We start from the raw sequence: 16,732 nt of genomic DNA on the forward strand, positions 1-16,732 counted from the left end.
CGATCTCAACGGGTCGAAGCGGAACGGGGGCGCAAATGTTTGCGCTGCCATCGCAGTATAGAGAATTCTGCCCAGACGCTCGAACACTTGCTCCACCGCTCTGATGAACGGTCCACTCCGCAGGACCGGCAAAGCCGATCACGATCTGCCTGCCGACGTCCCTCCCGCAGGCGGTCCGTCCGCGACCACCGGATGTCCCGGGGTGAGCAGCCGGCGCATGCCGATGACCACGGCCACGAGGAGCAGCGAATTCGCGGCCCAGATGATCAGCGTGGCAGCATCCGCACCCAGCTGCGTAGAGTATCCGAGTCGGCCGCGTGCGGGCACCGCTCATCCATCCGAGCCCCGAAGCGCGCTCGACTGCCGAGTACCGCTCTCGATCAGCGCCAACGCGCGGTCGTCGACCGTCCGACCGGGTGCGAAGAACACCGGCTTCCTGTCGACGCCCCGAAACACGATCACGTCCACAGCATGCTCAGCACCGGAGAGCGAGCTCCACGGGAGCAGAGAGGTTCCTCCAGCGCTCTCGACCTCCACGCCATCTGCGTCGATGCTGATGCGGAACCGCGAGTCGAGCGGCATCCTCTGGTCGACCGCCTTCGACGCCGCACGCCGAAGAAGCACCACCACGATGACGGATATCAAGGCCAGCGTCGTCACCACCCCGAACAGCACGAGCCCGGCCGGATCGCCTTGCATCAGGCCGAAGACGCCCACGGCGAAGGCGATGAGCAGGACGGCCGCGGCGATCACGCGCAGGCGACGAGAGAGCGCCGCATCGACGAGCGCACGCCGCATCGCCTGCCGATCCGCCTCCGTCACTGTGATGCGCACCGACCCCACGGGTTCGGGCGTCGGCTGCCCCTCGATCTCCTGCTCCCCGTCGCGCATGCTCATGCCCTTCCACTCGAATCCGTCTTCTGGCGCTCGAAACGCTCCAGCACCGTCGCAAGCCTGCCATCCGGGTGCGCGACGCCGACACCGTTCACTTCCGAGATGACGATCGCCCGCTCGTCGGCTTCGTCGATCGGTGGCATGCCCGGCTCCGCGACACGAAGGTCCTCCTGGTCGACCGCGAGTTCTTCGAGTTCGTGCACTCCTCGAGCGTGCTAGCGCACCTGGTCGGTCGGACGCACCAGGATCTCGTTGATCGAGACGTGTTCGGGCTGACCGAGCGCGTAGACGATCGCCTCGGCGATGTCGTCGGCATGCAGCGTGCGCATCGACGAGGAGAGCTCGGCCGCCGCGGCCTGCATCCGAGGGTCCGTGATGTGGCTCGTGAGCTCCGTGTCCACGAAGCCCGGCTGAATCACGATCACGCGGACGCCTCGGTTGGTGACCTCCTGACGCAGCGACTCCGAGAAGGCGCTGATTCCGAACTTCGTGGCGGCATAGACCCCGCTGCCGAGCGAGGCTGAACGCGCAGCGGTCGACGACACCTGCACGACCGCGCCCTTCGCCTCGAGGAGGTGCGGCAGGGCGGCGTGCACGGCGTACATCGAGCCGAGCAGGTTGGTGTCGACCATGCGCCGCCACTCGCGTACATCGGCGTCGAGGATCATTCCGCTCTGCATGAGTCCTGCATTGTTCACGAGCGCGTCGAGTCGCCCGAACCGCTCGACGGTCTCGCCGACCGCGCGCTCCACCGATGCCGGATCGGTGACATCGAGCTGCAGGGCGATGGCCTCACCCGGCGCGGCGTCGACGAGCGAGTCGAGCCGATCGACGCGGCGCGCTCCGACGGCGACGCGCGCGCCGGCGGTCGACAACGCGAGCGCCGTCGCGCGGCCGATGCCCGAGGACGCCCCGGTGACGAGGACGACCTTGCCGTCGAGGGCGGGGTGCGCGTCGGAACGGTCGGCGGCGTTCAACTCGCCGACCCTTCGAGCTCGACGTTCGGCCGACCGCCGGCCGCGATCCACTCCTCGTAACGGGTCGGCATGATCGTCGCGTCGGGGCCGGGCAGCAGCTCGCGCTCCTCGAGGTCGGTGCCGAAGTACCGGGCGAGGGGGTCGACCTTCACGTCGCGCAGGTCGTTGCGGTCGCGCAACTGGCGGCGCACGAGCTCTTCGAGCCGGAACTGCTCGGGCCCGGCGAACTCGACGACGCGGTTCACCGGTGCCCCGTTCGCGGTCGCCGCCACCGCGGCGGCGACGTCGTCGGCCGCCATCGGCTGGAACAACGCCCGGGAGAGCCGCACGACGTTCTCGCTCGTGCCCGCATCGGCGATGTTCGCGATGAACTCGAAGAACTGGGTGGCGTGCACGATCGAGTACGGCCGGCCCGACTGTCGTATGAGCCGCTCCTGCGCCGCCTTCGCGGCGAAATAGCCGCCCTCGGAGCGAGCGAGTCGATCGGTTCCGACGACCGAGAGCGCGACGTGATGAGGCACGCCCGCTGCGGCGCCGTAGGTGAGCAGGTTGAGCGTCGAGCCGTAGAAGAACTCGTTCGCCGCCGCCTCGTCGAGGTAGTCGGAGTTCGAGACGTCGATGAGCGCCTCCGCCCCGACGAGGGCCTCCGCGAGACCCTCGCCGGTGTAGGAGTTGACGCCCGTCGCGCGTGAGGCGACGACGACATCGTGGCCGTCGGCGACGAGTCGCGCCACGAGTCGTGTGCCGATGAGGCCGGTGCCGCCGATGACCGAGATCCGCATGGCGGGCTACTTCACCGGCGCCGACTGTGCGGCGAGCCAGTCGGAGAACGTCGTCGTCGACAGCTGGGCATCGTCGCTGAGGGGCACCAGCTCGGTGCCGGTCAGCTTGGTGCCGAAGTACGGCGCCTCCGCGTCGCCGATGACGGTGCGGGGGTCGCCCTTCGCGGCCATGCCGACGCGCACGAACTCGTCTTGGCCGAAGCGCTGGGGCCCGCCGATCTCGAGGGTGCCGTTGATCGGGTCGCCGGCGGCGACACGGGCGACGGCGGCCGAGACATCCGCTGCGGCGATCGGCTGCATGAGGCCCGTGCTGAGTCGCGCCACGCCGTCGACGGTCGCCTCGTCGGCGATGCGCCCGACGAACTCGAAGAACTGCGTCGCGCGCACGATCGAGTACGGCTGCCCCGACTCCTCGATGATCTTCTCCTGGGCGACCTTGGCGCGAAGGTACCCGCTGTTCGGCAGGAGTTCGGCGCCGACGATCGAGAGTGCCACGTGGTGGGTCGCGCCGGCCTCGCGCTCGGCAGCGAGCAGGTTCGTGGTGGAGGTGCTGAAGAACGCGAGCACGTCGTCGTCGGCGAACGACGGCGAATTCGACACGTCGACGACGACGTCCGCGCCCACGAGCACTTCGGCGAGGCCTTCACCGGTGATGGTGTTCACGCCCGAGTTCGGAGAGGCGGCGACGGCTTCGTGGCCGTGCTCGAGGAGGTGTTCGACGACCTTCGAGCCGATGAGGCCGGTGCCTCCGATGACGACGATCTTCATGACTGGTGCCTTCCGTCGGGGCAGCGGTGATTCCGCTGCCGTCACGAACTCTGACCGGACTCCCACCCGATCTGTGACGGGTGGGAGTGAATTCGCCGTCGCCGCCCCTCGGTCACCACTCGGTCGGCGTGAGGACCACCTTCCCGCGCAGCGCCCCGGACTGGGCCAGCGCGTGCACCCGGGCGAGGTCCTTCAGCGGGTATCGGGCGCTCACATCGAGGTGCAGTTCCCCGGCATCGACCAGGTTCGAGAGTCGAGCGAGCTGGGCGGCGTCGCTGCGTGCGAAGACGCTCACGGTGCGGATCCCCGTGCCCGCGGGCGCCACGCCCAGTGTCGTCGTCGAGACGAACGCACCGCCCGGCGCGACGAACGCGACGAGCGCCGCGGTCTCTTCGGGCGTCGTGCGCACGAGATTCACGACGATGTCGACCGGTCGATTCAGCGTGTCCACCACGGAGCGTTCGGTGTAGTCGATCACCTCGCTCGCACCGTGTGCGAGCACGGCGTCGCGGCTGCGCGCACCGGCCGTGGCGATCACCGTCGCACCGGCCCGTGCGGCGAGCTGCACGACGAACGCGCCGACCCCGCCGCCGGCACCGTTCACGAGCACCGACTGGCCGGGGCGCACACCGGCCGACTCGACTGCCTGCCATGCGGTGAGCCCGCTCGACGCGAGCGATGCCGCCTCCGGCAGGGGAACGGACTCCGGAGCAGGGGCGAGCGATTCGGCCGGCACGGTGACGTACTCGGCCGCCGCACCAGGGGCGGTCATCGCCAGGAACGCGATGACGTTCCGGCCGACGAGGTCGTCGGCCACGCCCGCACCGATGTCGACGACGGTGCCGCTGAGATCGATGCCGGGCGTGTGCGGCAGCTCGATCGGGAAGGCCTTCGTCAGGGCGCCGGCACGGATCGTCGCATCGACTTGGTTGAACGTGGTACCTGCGACTCGCACGAGAGCCTCGCCGGGGCCGGCGATGGGGCGGGGTGCCTCGACGGTTTCGAGCACGGTCGGGTCTCCGAAGGCGGAGTATCGGATGGCGCGCATGATGCGGTTCCTTTCGTGTTGATGGTTCGTGTCGTGTTGATGGTTCGTGGATGATCAGGCTGCGAGCCGCGGGTAGTCGGTGTACCCGCGCTCACCGCCGCCGTAGAGCGCCGACAGGTCGGGCGCGTTCATCGACGCCCCGGCCCGGATGCGAGCGGGCAGGTCGGGATTCGCGAGCGCGAGGGCACCGACGCTCACGACATCGGCGAGTCCGTCGCGCACGTCCTGCGCGCGGCGGTCGATGTCGGCGCCGGCACGGTTGAGCACGAGCCCTCCCTCCCAGCGATCGCGGATGTCGCGGAGCAATCCCTCATCGCCGAGGTGCACGACGTGCAGGTAGGCGAGCCCGAGCGGAGCGAGCGCGTCGACGAGCGCGCCGTAGACCTCGGCGACATCCTCCTCGACGATGTCGCCGAGCGGGCTGCCGGGGCTGATCCGATAGCCGACCCGGTCGGCGCCGATCTCCTCGGCGACCGCGGCCGCGACCTCGACCGGGAAGCGGACGCGGCCGGGAATGTCTCCGCCGTACCCGTCGGTGCGGCGGTTGGCGTTGGTGCTCACGAACTGCTGCAGGAGGTAGCCGTTCGCCCCATGGATCTCGACGCCGTCGGCCCCCGCGTCGACCGCGAGACGCGCGGCGTGCCGGAAATCGGCGATCGTCTGCGCGAGGTCGGCTCCGCTCATCTCACGCGGAACGGCCATGGGCTGCGGTCCGGCGGCGGTGAACATGTCGCCCTTGGCGGCGATCGCCGACGGGGCGAGTGGAACCCGGCCGTGCACGGTGTTGGAGGGGTGGGCGACCCGGCCGACGTGCATGAGCTGGATGACGAGCGTCGATCCGGCCTCGTGGACCGCGTCGGCGACGTCGCGCCAGGCCGCCGCCTGGGCCTCGTTGTGGATGCCGGGTGTCGCCAGGTAACCCTGTCCGTCCTCCGACGGCTGGGTCCCCTCGGTGATGAGCATCGCGAGCGACCCCCGCTGGGCGTAGTAGGTCTGCGTGAGCCCGGTCACGAGCCCGTCTGCCGTGGCCCGGCTTCGGGTCATCGGCGCCATCGCGAGGCGGTGGGCGAGCGGGATGCGGCCGAGTCGTGTCGGCGCCCACAGCGCCTGGGTGGTCTCGATTTCCGTGTTCGTCATGATACTCCTTCGAATTCGAACTACTTACTACGAATTCGAAACAGTGATGCTCGACCGATTATTTCCAATTCGAACGATTTTCTTCGTAGGATCGCGGTATGTCCGTCCCAGCCGTGCCGCCTGCGCTGCCTCCCGAGTTCGGCGTCTACTTCTCGCTCCTCGAGGTGAGCTCCCTCGTGCAGCACGGCGTTGCGCGACAATTGCGCACCGACGGCGGCCTGAGCTTCACGCAGTTCCAGATCCTCGCGATCCTCGGCGAAGACACCTCGAGGCGGAGCACGATGACGGCCCTCGCCGACCGGCTGGTGCACAGCCGCAGCGGACTGACCTATCAGGTCGATCGGCTCGAGCAGGCCGGGCTCGTGGTGCGCGAGTCATCCTCCGACGACGAGCGAAGCGTCAACGTCATGCTCACGCTGGAGGGCGCCGCCCGGCTCGAACGCGTGCTTCCCGGGCACATCGAGGTCGTCCGTGCGGTGCTCGTCGATGCGCTGGATCCGGCGGACCGCGAGGAACTGACCCGACTGCTCGGACTCGTCTCGACGGTCATGCGCGCCCAGCCGCCCCGGTCGACTGGGCGCGCCGGGAGGAACGCGCGCGACTGACACGCGAGGCGTCGCCGCGCTTCAGGAGATGTCGGGGCGTCGACGGTTCCAATGAGCGAGCTTCGCCGGTGCCGTCGAGAGCCAGAGCTCGTCGATCGACGCTGCACCGTCGAGGCTCAGCACGCCCACCACTTCGCCGCCCTCGCGGCGGAGTGCGATACCGGAGCGCCCGCTCACGTGCACCGCGCGCAGCGAGACATCCGCGAACCGGGTCAGCTGCGAGCCGAGCTCGCGGATCACCCGAACACGGCCGCACAGCTCGCCGCCGGTCTCATCGCCGCTGTCGACGATCAGCGCGACATCGCGGTGCAGCACGCTCGACAACGCAACCTCGTCCCAGTTCTCCCATGCGACGAGGAGACGAGCGGCGAGGTCATGCTGCGACACGGGATGCCACTGCGCCGAGCTTGTCGGGGTTCATCATCCAGAGCACCTGGTCGATGCCCCGGGCACCGGTGATCACGGTGAGGACCGCGAACGTCGCACCGTCCTTCGAGAGCAGCACGGCCGGCTGGCCGTTCGTGTCGGCCTCGGTGATCTGCACGCCGTCCCAGAAATGGGTGCGGAATGCGCGCACGAACTTCGCCACGCGCATGCGGCCGACGACCGGGAACTTCGAAGCGCGAACTCGGCCGCCGCCGTCCGAGTACGACACGACGTCTTCGGCGAACAGGCGCTCCAGCTCGACGAGGTCGCCCGTCTTCGCCGCTGCCAGGAACGCAGTCAGCAGGCGCCGTTGCTCCTGCTTCGACGCCTCGCGCTTGCGCTCACCGGAGAGGTGCCGACGGGCACGGCTGACGAGTTGCCGGGCCGCGGCTTCGGAGACTTGCACGATCTCGCAGATCTGCTCGTACGGGTACGCGAAGGCTTCGCGCAGCACATAGGCGGCCCGCTCCGTCGGAGTCAGACGCTCGAGCATGACGAGCACCGCGAAGCCGAGTGCCTCGGCACGCTCGGCCCCGAGGGTGGGGTCGTCGCTCGTGTCGACCGGCTCCGGCAGCCACGGGCCGATGTAGGTCTCACGTCGGGCGCGCGCCGACTGCAGCGCGTTGATCGCGAGTCGGGTCGTGGTGGTGGCGAGGAACGCCGCCGGTTCCTCGACGACGGAGCGGTCGGTGCCCTGCCAACGCAACCACGTCTCCTGCACGACGTCCTCCGCCTCGCCGGCGCTGCCGAGCATGCGGTAGGCGATGCCGAAGAGTCGCCCACGCACACTCTCGTAGACGGCAAGCGCGTCGTCGAGGTTGCCATCCATGTCGTGTTCCCCTCGGTCGGCGGAGGGAGCAGAACGCCCCTTCCAGCTGAGACCGGACACGTCGCACGAATGTGACGGATTCCGGGAAATCAGTTCCCCGACCCTCGGATGATATTCCGGATGCCGCAGGCGCGCGAGGTGCCGGTCGAGGTCTCGCGCGCCCGCGGCTGGTCGTTCCGGCGTTGCGTCGGCGCCGATGTCGTCCGGCTACGCGGCCTCGCGGGCCTCGACGGCGCCGCGCACCGCGTCGAGGATCGTCGAGGCGACCGCCTCGGGCTGCGAGACGCTCACCGCGTGCGAAGCGCCTGCGATCTCGGTGGTGCCGCGCGAGCCGGCGCGCTCGGCACCGGCACGGAGCACCGCTGCGGGGATGTTCCGATCCTCACTGCCGAACACGTGCCAGGACGGGCGATCCTTCCACCCGGGAACCGGCGCCTCGGCGGCATCCCTCAACGCTGCCTCGGTGACCGGCCGCTGGGTCGCGCCCATCAGCCCGGCGACCTGCACGGGGACGTCGGCGGCGAACTGGTCGCGGAACAGCGGACGACGGATCACGAACTCGACCCCGCCGGTCGAGATCGGGTGCGCGTCGAGCGCGTCACCGAGGGTCGATCCCGGCTCGCTCGCCGAGAGCGAGAAGGCGCTGTCGCCGGGCTCCGACACGAACGCCGAGGCGTAGACGAGGCCGACGACCTGGTCGTTGCCGGCGGATGCCTCGCTGATCACGAGTCCGCCGTACGAGTGGCCGACGAGCACGACGGGCCCGTCGATCGAGGCGACGACGTCGCGCACGTAAGCGGCGTCGCCGGCGAGGCTGCGGAGCGGGTTGGCGACCGCGACCGAGGTGACGCCCTCGGCGTAGAGCGCCGCGATGACACCGTTCCAGCTGGCGGACTCGGCGAATGCGCCGTGCACGAGCACGACGGTCGGCTTCTGATCTGACATGACTGTTCCCCTTCTCGAATCGTTCCCGCAGCGTGCGGGTCGGTATCAGCTCAGACCGAGCGGAGCATCGAGTTGTGACGACCTCGGCCGATCCGTCACAACTCGGCCATCCACCCGGTCTTCGCTGATGACAGGCTCGGCCGAGTCGTGAGAGAAGAGCGGGAGCACTGGGTTTCAGGCGGCTTCTCCGGAGGTAGCGCCAAGCAGACCACGGCTGGTCCCACCCGCCGCCGGGATCCTGTCGCGATCAGCGGTTCGGACAGAAGGAGAACGCGATGAGTGCAGGCAACGGCTTCAGGCCGATCGAGTATCCCGATTCAGCCGGGTACCCCGACGGCGCGGGCCTTCTCGACGAGGGCACCGTGGCCCTCCTCGACGAGGTCGCGACCCGCACCGTTCGCGAGGTCGACCGACCCTCGGCGGACGCCGAGTCCGAGATCCAGTTGCTCCACCGCTCCGATGAACGGGTCTACGCCGCCACCATCGACGGCAGGCAGATCGCGAGTTTTCGCTACGACGTCGTCGACGGCCGGATCATCGTGCTCACGACGACCGTGGCGCCCGAGTTCCGCGGGAGGGGCATCGCCGCCGACCTCGTCGCCGATGCGCTCGACGACATCCGCGAACGTGGGCTTCGCATCACGGTGCGGTGCCCGTTCGTCGCAGCCTTCATCGCCGAGAATCGGCAGTACGCGGATCTGATCGCACCGGAGTGGGAGGGCGCGTAGGCGATGCTCCATGGGCTCCGGCACATGACCGGCCGAGATCCGGACGAGCCGCACCGCACCGCAACGCCGCTCGAGTTGCTCTTCGACCTCACGGTCGTGGTCTCGTTCAGCCTGGCAGGCAGTCAGACCGCGCACCTGCTGGAAGTCGGGCACTGGGGTCCCGCGATCGGCGGGTTCTGCTTCGCCGTGTTCGCGATCTGGTGGGCATGGATCAACTATTCGTGGTTGGCGTCCGCCTACGACAACGACGACGTCTTCTTCCGGCTGGCCACGTTGGCGGAGATGATCGGCGTGCTCGTCCTGGCGCTCGGCATTCCGCCGCTCTTCCACTCGCTCGATGCCGGCGCGCACGTCGACACCACCGTGGTCGCCGCAGGGTATGTCATCATGCGACTCGCGACGGTGGCGTTGTGGCTGCGCGCTGCGAGGCACGACCCGACGCATCGACGCACCGCGCTCACGTACGCTGCGTGCGTCTCGGGTGCCCAACTGTGCTGGATCGTCCTGATCGTCCTGAACATGCCGCTCGCACCGACGCTCGCTCTGACGGTCTGCGTCATCGTGTTCGAACTCGCCGGGCCCTACATCGCGGAACACGGAACGGGTGGCGGCACACCGTGGCATGCGCACCACATCGCCGAACGCTACGGGTTGCTCGTGATCATCACGCTCGGCGAGATCGTACTCGGCACCATTCTCGCGATCTCAGCCGTCATCGAGCAGCAGGGATGGTCCGTCGAGGCCATGGCACTCGCCTTCGGCGGCACGGCGCTCGCATTCGGTCTGTGGTGGGCGTACTTCACGATGCCATCGGCCGCGATGCTGGCACGATTCCGTGAGCGCGGATTCACCTGGGGCTACGTGCACTACGTCATCTTCCTCGGCCTCGCTGCGACCGGCGCAGGGCTTCACGTGGCCGCATCCGAGATCGACGGCACCGCCGAGGTGAGTACCGTTCAGGCATTGCTGACGGTCGTCGTTCCCGTCGGCGTGGTGCAGGTCGGTCTGCTCCTCGTCCATTCGCTCCTGCTCAGGCAGCACGATGCGCTCCGCCTCGGGCTCTTCATCGGCAGCATCGTCGTACTCTCGCTCGCGGTCGTCGCGGTTGCTGCAGGGGCGAGCTTCGGCGTCGGCATCCTGATCACCGCGGGCTCGCCCTTCGTCATCGTGATCGGCTTCGAGCTCGTCGGGCATCGTCGACAGGAGATCGCTCTCGAGCGCGCACTCACCGACTGAGCCGCCTCGAGTCAGTGCTGCCGGTGGCCCGAACCGGGAAGGCCCCCGGGTGCCAGGGCACCTCGGGGGCCGTCCCGAACCCGATGCGTTCGGAGTTCACGCGCGGCCGAGCGCCTTGCGGAGCACGTGCACCGCCTGCTCGACCGCTGCCGTGACGGCGGGCGAAGGGCGGAGCGGGTTCAGCATCATGAAGTCGTGCACGGTGTCGTTGTAGCGCACGCTCGTGGTCCGCACACCGGCCTCCGAGAGACGCCGCGCATACGCTTCGCCCTCGTCGCGGAGCACATCGTTCTCGTCGGTCAGCAGGAAGGCCTCGGGGAGCCCGGTCAGTTGCTCGATCGTCGCACGAAGCGGCGAGGCCGTGATCTCGCTCCGCTTCGCGACATCCGGCAGGTAGCTGTCCCAGAACCACGCCATCGCCGCCGCCGTCAGGTACGGACCGTCGGCGAACTCGCGATAGCTGTCGGTGTCCTGCCCGGCATCGGTGACCGGGTAGTAGAGCGACTGGTGCACGAACGACACGTCTCCTCGTTCCTTCGCGAGGAGCGCGACCACCGCGGTCATGTTGCCGCCGACGGAATCGCCGGCAACGGCCAGACGCGATGCATCGAGGCCCTTCTCGGCGCCCGAGCGGGTGATCCATTGGGCAGTGGCGTAGGCCTGTTCGATGGCGACGGGATGCTTCGACTCCGGCGAGCGGTCGTATTCGACGAACACCACGGCGGCTTCGACACCGACCGCGAGCTCGCGCACGAGCCGGTCGTGGGTGGCGGCGTTGCCGATGACCCAGCCGCCGCCGTGGATGTACAGGATCGTCGGCAGCGGGCCGGTCGAGCCGACCGGCTTGACGATCCGCACTCGCACGTCGCCGACCGCGGCAGGAACGGTGATCCACTCCTCGTCGACCTCGGGCTTCGCGATCGGGGCGGCCTGCAGGTCGTCGAGGACCTTCCTGGCGCCGTCCGCGCCGAGCTGGTACAGGAACGGAGGTGTCGAGGTCGCGTCGGCGATCGCCTGCGCCTCACTGTCGAGGACGTGCTTGTTCATGATCGTGCCTTCCGGATCGAGTCGGTCTCTGGATGGACGCATCCGACGGATGCGCCCTGCCCGCTACGACCGGGCGGCACGCCGTTCTGTGACGTCCGCACCCGCAGCAGCGATCAGCGCCATCTCCATCTCCATCTCCATCTCCATCTCCATCTCGCGAGCGTCACACTCGCGCCCCCTGTCCGGTCGAAGCTTCTGACGGGTTCCGTCTGAGCCCGCCGGAACGCCACGCCACAGAAGCCCGGTGCAATGAGAAGGAGCACACCATGAGCGCGACACGTCGACTCGAGCCGCTGCGACACGTCGAAACGACGCACCTCGATGTCGCCTACTTCGAAGCAGGTCCGGAGGACGGCCCGCCGGTACTGCTGCTGCATGGATTCCCGTACGACATCCACAGCTACATCGACGTGGCACCGAGACTGGCCGAGGCGGGCTTCCGCGTCATCGTCCCCTCCCTGCGCGGGCACGGCGACACCCGATTCCTCGACACCGCCATCCCCCGCAGCGGGCAGCAGGCCGCGCTGGGACAGGACGTCATCGAACTCATGGACGCCCTCGGGATTCCGCAGGCGATCCTCGCGGGATACGACTGGGGCGGTCGCGCCGCCTGCGTCGTCGCTGCACTCCGGCCCGAGCGCGTCACAGCCCTCGTGTCCGTCAACGGCTATCTCATCCAGGACATCAGCGCCTCGATGCAGCCGATTCGCCCGGACCTCGAAGCGGGATTCTGGTACTTCTTCTACTTCCTCACCGAGCGCGGCCGCGCCGGACTCACCGAGAACCGACGCGGCATCGCGGAGGTGATCTGGCGTCGCAACTCCCCCGACTGGGATTTCAGCGACGCCGAACTCGACCGGGCAGCCACGGCATTCGACAACCCCGACTTCGTCGACGTCGTGATCCACTCCTACCGGCACCGCCTCTTCCACGTGCCCGGAGCACCGGAGTACTCCCGGCTCGAGGCGCAATTGGCGCAACTCCCCTCGATCACCGTGCCGACGATCACGCTCGACGGACTCGCCGACGGCAACTTCCCTGCGCGGGATGCCGCCACCGCCGGTGCTCGGTTCGTGGGCGGGTACGAGCACCGACAGGTGCCGCACGCCGGCCACAACCTCCCGCAGGAGGCACCGCGAGAATTCGTGGAAGCGATCCACGACGCTGCGGAACTCGCGGCCCGGCGGCCCGCCGCGTAGCTCGAGGCCATCGCCTCGACCACTGCGCATCCCATCCCCGCCGACGCTGTCGAGAATGGCGCTGCGTCTCCGACCACACCGTGTCGGAGACGCCGGCGAAGAGGAGGAACACCATGACGACCATGCGATCGGGAGTCCGCGAGCGGGCTGGAATACGAGAGTGGTCGGGACTGGCGATCCTCGCGCTCGCTGCGTTGCTGGTCGCCATCGACACCTCGGTCGTGCTGCTCGCGTTGCCGAGCATCGCGGCGGAACTGGACGTCGACGCAAGCCAGCAACTGTGGATCGTCGACGCGTACGGTTTCGCGCTCGCGGGATTCCTCGTGGCATTCGGGAGCCTTGCCGACCGCCTTGGACGCCGCCGGATGGCGGTGATCGGCGCTGCGACGATCGGCCTCGCCTCCGCCGCGGCCGCGTTCGCGCCGACGCCCGAGGTGCTGATCGCCGCACGTGGGCTCACCGGCATCGGTGCTGCGGCGCTCACGCCATCGCTGTACGGACTGCTGACCGGGCTGTTCCGAGATGACCGGCAGCGTTCGGCCGCTCTCGGCGTGTTCATGACCTGCCTCATGGGCGGCATGATCATCGGGCCGCTCATCGGCGGCGTCCTGTTGAGTTCGTTCTGGTGGGGGTCGGTCTTCCTGCTCGCCGTACCTGTCATGGCGCTCGTGCTCGCGATGTTCCCGTTCCTGGTCCCGGAGGGCCGCGATGAGTCGGGGCAGCTGCCGCGACGCCGCATCGACTGGCTGAGCGTGCCGCTCTCCCTCCTGTCGATCCTTCCCGTCGTGCACGGCCTCAAGGAATTCGCCCGAGCCGGCGTCGACTGGGTGCCGTCCCTCGCGGTCGTGATCGGCGTCGTGTTCGCGGTGGTGTTCGTTCGACGTCAGCGCCGGCTCGACAGCGACGCGCGGCGAGCACCGTTGCTCGACCTGACGATGTTCCGGACTCGGGGCTTCAGCCTGGTGCTCTTCTGCCTGTTCGCGATGACGATGCTCACGGGGCCCCTGATGCTGCTCAACACGCAGTTCTTCCAACTGGTCGCCGGGGTCGATGTGCTCGCGGCAGGCGTCCTCACCGTGCCGCCGGCGATCGTGAGTGTCACCGGATTCATCCTGATGCCGTTGATCGCTCGGCGCATTCGCCCGGGACTCGTGATCAGCGCCGGTCTGGCGCTGATCGTCGTCGGGCTGGTCGTCATGGCACAGGTCTCGCCGGCGACCGGCCCCTGGCCACTCGTCCTCGGATTCAGCATCGTGAGCTTCGGCGCCACGCCGCTGCCGACGCTCGGTACCAACCTGATCATCGGGTCCGTGCCGGTGGAACAGGCGTCATCGGCCGCGTCCACGTCGGAGACCAGCGGGCAGCTCGGCTACGCACTCGGCATCGCCGTGATCGGGAGCATCGTGACGGCGGCATACCGGTTCGCCCTTCCGCCGGTCCCGGGCCTGAGCCCGGCCGACCAGGCCGTCGCTGCGGACAGCATCGCACGAGCGGTCGGGCTCGCGTCGTCGTCGGGCGATGATGCATTGCATGCTGCGGCGGCGACCGCCTTCAGCTCCGGCATTCAGACCGCGGCGCTGATCGCCGCCGCGATCATGGCGATGCTCGCCGTCGTCACCGCAGCGCGGTTGCGTCACATCGAACCATTCGGGCGTTAGCGTCGAGAACCTCGACACGACTCCGACCAACACGGGAAGCGGCACCGTGCCGCGACGAAACACGACGAAGGAGAACCAATCGTGAAGTACCTGATCCTGATGCACGTGGACCCCGAGGTCATCGCCTCACTGAGCCTCGAGCAGCAGCAGCACATCGGCGCCGGCCACGAGGCCTTCATGGCGAAGACCACCGAGTCGGGAGAGATGCTCAGCACGCATGCGCTCGGCGCCCCGAGCCAGACCAAGGTCGTGCGCGCCCGAAACGGCAGGCCGGAGACCGTCGACGGACCGTTCGCGGAGACCAAGGAGTTCATGGGCGGGTACTACCTGCTCGATGTCGAGTCGGAGGAGCGCGCGATCGAACTCGCCAGCGAGCTCCCGGATGCGAGCATCGACGGTCTCGCCCTCGAGATCCGGCCCGTGATGTTCTCGGCCGGAGCAGACGTCTGACGCACGCATCCGACGGGGACCTGCTGCGCGCCCACGCGCCGCAGGTCCTCGCCGCGCTCCTGCGCCGCTACGGCACGGGTCAGCTCGACGTCTGCGAGGACGCCGTGCAGGAGGCCCTGCTCGCCGCACATCGGCAATGGCCACGAGACGGCAGGCCCGACGACGCGTTCGCCTGGTTGCTGACGATCGCGCGTCGACGCATGATCGACCACATTCGGAGCGACCATCAGCGGCGTGACCGGGAGCATGCGTACGTCGAGCTGTGGCAACCTCTCGCCGATGCACCGACCGTTCACGCCGATGAGAGCATCTGGCTCCTCCGGTTGTGCTGCCATCCGGCTCTCAGCAGCACAGCGCAGGTGACGTTGACGCTCCGCGCGGTCGCCGGCCTCACCACGGCGCAGATCGCCCATGCGTTCCTCCTCCCCGAATCGACGATCGCCCAGCGGGTCAGCCGAGCCAAGGCGGGCATCCGTTCGGCTGGAACGAGCTTTCCGCCGCCGCTCGGGCCCGGCGACCGCCTCGACCAGGTCCTCGACGTCATCTACGTGATGTTCACCGAAGGGCACACGTCCAGCTCCGGCGCCGATCCCAACGACATCCGGCTCAGTGACGAAGCGATACGGCTGGGGCGGCTCGTCCACGAGGTCCAGCCCGACCACGTCGAGACCGCCGGCCTGCTGGCGTTGATGATCCTCACCGACGCCCGCCGCGCAGCACGCACCGACGCTCGCGGCGCACTCATCCCGTTGGATGAACAGGATCGCTCGCTCTGGGATCGTGATGCGATCTCCGAGGCGACGGACATCCTCGACGAGTCGTTGACGAGAGGCACGCCCGGACCCTACGCGATCCAGGCCGCCATCGCGGCGCTCCATGACGAGGCTCCCAGCACCGAGACCACCGACTGGCCGCAGATCCTCGCCCTCTACCGCCTTCTCGACTACACGACCCAGAACCCGGTCGCCACCCTCAACGGTGCCGTGGCAGAGGCGATGGTGCATGGTCCCGAGGCCGGGTTGTCAACCATCGATGCGCTCGTCGACCTCGGGCGGATCACGGATCGCCGACGGATCGCCTCCGTTCGCGCGCACCTGCTCGAGCGCGCGGGCAGGACCGCGGAGGCGATCGAGGAGTACCGTGATGCTGCCCAGCGGACCCTCTCGATCCCCGAACGCGACTACTTGACCGGCCGCGCCCGGCGACTCGAACCATGAGCCGGTGGCATCCGGATGCTACTGCCAGCCGAACAGAGGAGGACCACTTTGACGGTCATCGCACACCTCAGCGACATGCACCTCGACGGGTCGCCACTGCGACTTCGCCGCTTTCACGCCGTGCTCGCCCAGCTGGACGAACTCCCCCGCGTCGATGCGCTGGTCCTCAGTGGCGACCTCGCCGACCATGGCGAGCCGGCCGAGTACGCAGAGCTCTTCGGCGCGCTCCCCGATGCCCTGCCGACGCTCGTCGTGCCGGGCAACCACGATCTCTCGGCCCCGCTGCTCGCATCGCTCCAGGAGCACAGCCGGCCGGCATCGCTGAACGGAGTGGTCGACCTTCAGGGGCTACGACTGATCGGACTGGATTCGCACATCGACCGCAGCGACGAGGGCGAGCTCGGCCCGGAGGCGATCGAGTTCGCCCGCGAGCAGCTCGCTGATTCGACGGTCCCGACGGTCCTCGCGCTGCACCACCCTCCCGTTCCGGTCGGGCATCACGTCATGGACCGCTTCGGTCTCGGCAACGGCGAGGCCCTGGCGTCGCTCATCCGCAGCAACGAGAACGTCATCGGGGTCTTCACCGGGCACGTGCACACTGCGTTGGCGACGAGGTTCGCCGGCGTGCCGCTCATCGGGGCGCCGGGCATCGTCTCGACCATGCGCCTGGGGAGCAGGACCGACCCGATCGCAGATCCTCTGGCGATGCCGGGTCTCGCCGTCCACACCATCGAGGAGTCGATCATCCGGACGGTGTTCCACCACCTCAGTCCTTCCGCCCTGTGA

The 16,732-nt window shown here is 68.8% G+C and carries 19 protein-coding genes; 8 read left to right on the top strand and 11 right to left on the bottom strand.

All coding sequences use genetic code 11. The annotated features are described in order from the left end of the window. Positions 1-330: 330 nt before the first annotated feature. The 7 genes from ACFCVM_RS01715 to ACFCVM_RS01745 form a co-directional block, all read right to left on the bottom strand. Complete coding sequence (locus ACFCVM_RS01715) at positions 331-897, bottom strand: hypothetical protein (RefSeq protein WP_375833092.1); 567 nt, start codon at positions 895-897, stop codon at positions 331-333. Continuing rightward, positions 894-1,037: a hypothetical protein gene (locus tag ACFCVM_RS01720; RefSeq protein WP_375833094.1), complete on the bottom strand. Its 144-nt coding sequence runs from the start codon at positions 1,035-1,037 to the stop codon at positions 894-896. Before ACFCVM_RS01720 ends, ACFCVM_RS01715 begins: the two co-directional genes overlap by 4 nt. Positions 1,038-1,109: 72 nt before the next feature. Next, positions 1,110-1,871, bottom strand: coding sequence for an SDR family oxidoreductase (locus ACFCVM_RS01725; RefSeq protein WP_375833096.1), 762 nt, complete (start codon positions 1,869-1,871; stop codon positions 1,110-1,112). Next, positions 1,868-2,653, bottom strand: coding sequence for an SDR family oxidoreductase (locus tag ACFCVM_RS01730; protein WP_375833099.1), 786 nt, complete (start codon positions 2,651-2,653; stop codon positions 1,868-1,870). Before ACFCVM_RS01730 ends, ACFCVM_RS01725 begins: the two co-directional genes overlap by 4 nt. A 6-nt stretch (positions 2,654-2,659) precedes the next feature. Continuing rightward, positions 2,660-3,421: an SDR family oxidoreductase gene (locus tag ACFCVM_RS01735; RefSeq protein ID WP_375833102.1), complete on the bottom strand. Its 762-nt coding sequence runs from the start codon at positions 3,419-3,421 to the stop codon at positions 2,660-2,662. Positions 3,422-3,533: 112 nt separating this feature from the next. Then, positions 3,534-4,469, bottom strand: coding sequence for an NADP-dependent oxidoreductase (locus ACFCVM_RS01740; protein ID WP_375833105.1), 936 nt, complete (start codon positions 4,467-4,469; stop codon positions 3,534-3,536). A gap of 54 nt (positions 4,470-4,523) precedes the next feature. After that, a complete protein-coding gene (locus ACFCVM_RS01745) occupies positions 4,524-5,606 on the bottom strand; it encodes an alkene reductase (protein WP_375833108.1) in 1,083 nt (360 codons plus the stop codon). Positions 5,607-5,704: 98 nt separating this feature from the next. On the opposite strand from ACFCVM_RS01745, the gene ACFCVM_RS01750 reads away from it, so the two are divergent. After that, positions 5,705-6,211, top strand: coding sequence for a MarR family winged helix-turn-helix transcriptional regulator (locus ACFCVM_RS01750; protein ID WP_375833111.1), 507 nt, complete (start codon positions 5,705-5,707; stop codon positions 6,209-6,211). A gap of 21 nt (positions 6,212-6,232) precedes the next feature. Here ACFCVM_RS01750 and ACFCVM_RS01755 read toward each other — a convergent pair whose 3' ends face one another. The 3 genes from ACFCVM_RS01755 to ACFCVM_RS01765 all read right to left on the bottom strand — a co-directional run bounded on the left by ACFCVM_RS01755 (position 6,233) and on the right by ACFCVM_RS01765 (position 8,411). Next, positions 6,233-6,598: a hypothetical protein gene (locus ACFCVM_RS01755; RefSeq protein ID WP_375833113.1), complete on the bottom strand. Its 366-nt coding sequence runs from the start codon at positions 6,596-6,598 to the stop codon at positions 6,233-6,235. Then, complete coding sequence (locus ACFCVM_RS01760; protein ID WP_375833116.1) at positions 6,585-7,466, bottom strand: RNA polymerase sigma-70 factor; 882 nt, start codon at positions 7,464-7,466, stop codon at positions 6,585-6,587. Before ACFCVM_RS01760 ends, ACFCVM_RS01755 begins: the two co-directional genes overlap by 14 nt. Before the next feature lie 207 nt (positions 7,467-7,673). Continuing rightward, positions 7,674-8,411 (bottom strand): alpha/beta fold hydrolase, encoded by a 738-nt coding sequence (locus tag ACFCVM_RS01765; RefSeq protein WP_375833119.1) that lies wholly within the window; start codon positions 8,409-8,411, stop codon positions 7,674-7,676. A 275-nt stretch (positions 8,412-8,686) separates the two neighbouring features. Here ACFCVM_RS01765 and ACFCVM_RS01770 point away from each other — a divergent pair, with 275 nt between their 5' ends. Both ACFCVM_RS01770 and ACFCVM_RS01775 read left to right on the top strand, forming a co-directional pair. Beyond that, complete coding sequence (locus ACFCVM_RS01770) at positions 8,687-9,139, top strand: GNAT family N-acetyltransferase (RefSeq protein ID WP_375833121.1); 453 nt, start codon at positions 8,687-8,689, stop codon at positions 9,137-9,139. Positions 9,140-9,163: 24 nt separating this feature from the next. Continuing rightward, a complete protein-coding gene (locus ACFCVM_RS01775) occupies positions 9,164-10,375 on the top strand; it encodes a low temperature requirement protein A (protein WP_375833124.1) in 1,212 nt (403 codons plus the stop codon). Between the two features lie 96 nt (positions 10,376-10,471). Here ACFCVM_RS01775 and ACFCVM_RS01780 read toward each other — a convergent pair whose 3' ends face one another. Continuing rightward, on the bottom strand, positions 10,472-11,422 hold the full coding sequence (locus ACFCVM_RS01780; RefSeq protein WP_375833126.1) for an alpha/beta hydrolase: 951 nt from the start codon (positions 11,420-11,422) through the stop codon (positions 10,472-10,474). Positions 11,423-11,688: 266 nt separating this feature from the next. On the opposite strand from ACFCVM_RS01780, the gene ACFCVM_RS01785 reads away from it, so the two are divergent. The 5 genes from ACFCVM_RS01785 (at position 11,689) to ACFCVM_RS01805 (ending at position 16,732) form a co-directional block, all read left to right on the top strand. Continuing rightward, positions 11,689-12,621, top strand: a complete 933-nt coding sequence (locus tag ACFCVM_RS01785) for an alpha/beta fold hydrolase (RefSeq protein WP_375833129.1) — start codon at positions 11,689-11,691, stop codon at positions 12,619-12,621. 113 nt (positions 12,622-12,734) lie between these two features. Further along, entirely contained in the window at positions 12,735-14,279 is a 1,545-nt protein-coding gene (locus tag ACFCVM_RS01790) for an MFS transporter (protein WP_375833132.1), read from the top strand. 81 nt (positions 14,280-14,360) lie between these two features. Continuing rightward, positions 14,361-14,729: a YciI family protein gene (locus ACFCVM_RS01795; protein WP_375833135.1), complete on the top strand. Its 369-nt coding sequence runs from the start codon at positions 14,361-14,363 to the stop codon at positions 14,727-14,729. Between the two features lie 23 nt (positions 14,730-14,752). Next, complete coding sequence (locus ACFCVM_RS01800) at positions 14,753-15,946, top strand: RNA polymerase sigma factor (protein ID WP_375836620.1); 1,194 nt, start codon at positions 14,753-14,755, stop codon at positions 15,944-15,946. A gap of 48 nt (positions 15,947-15,994) precedes the next feature. After that, positions 15,995-16,732, top strand: a complete 738-nt coding sequence (locus tag ACFCVM_RS01805; protein ID WP_375833138.1) for a metallophosphoesterase — start codon at positions 15,995-15,997, stop codon at positions 16,730-16,732.

The sequence above is a fragment of the Agromyces sp. NPDC056389 genome (genome assembly GCF_042262385.1).
Lineage (GTDB): Bacteria > Actinomycetota > Actinomycetes > Actinomycetales > Microbacteriaceae > Agromyces.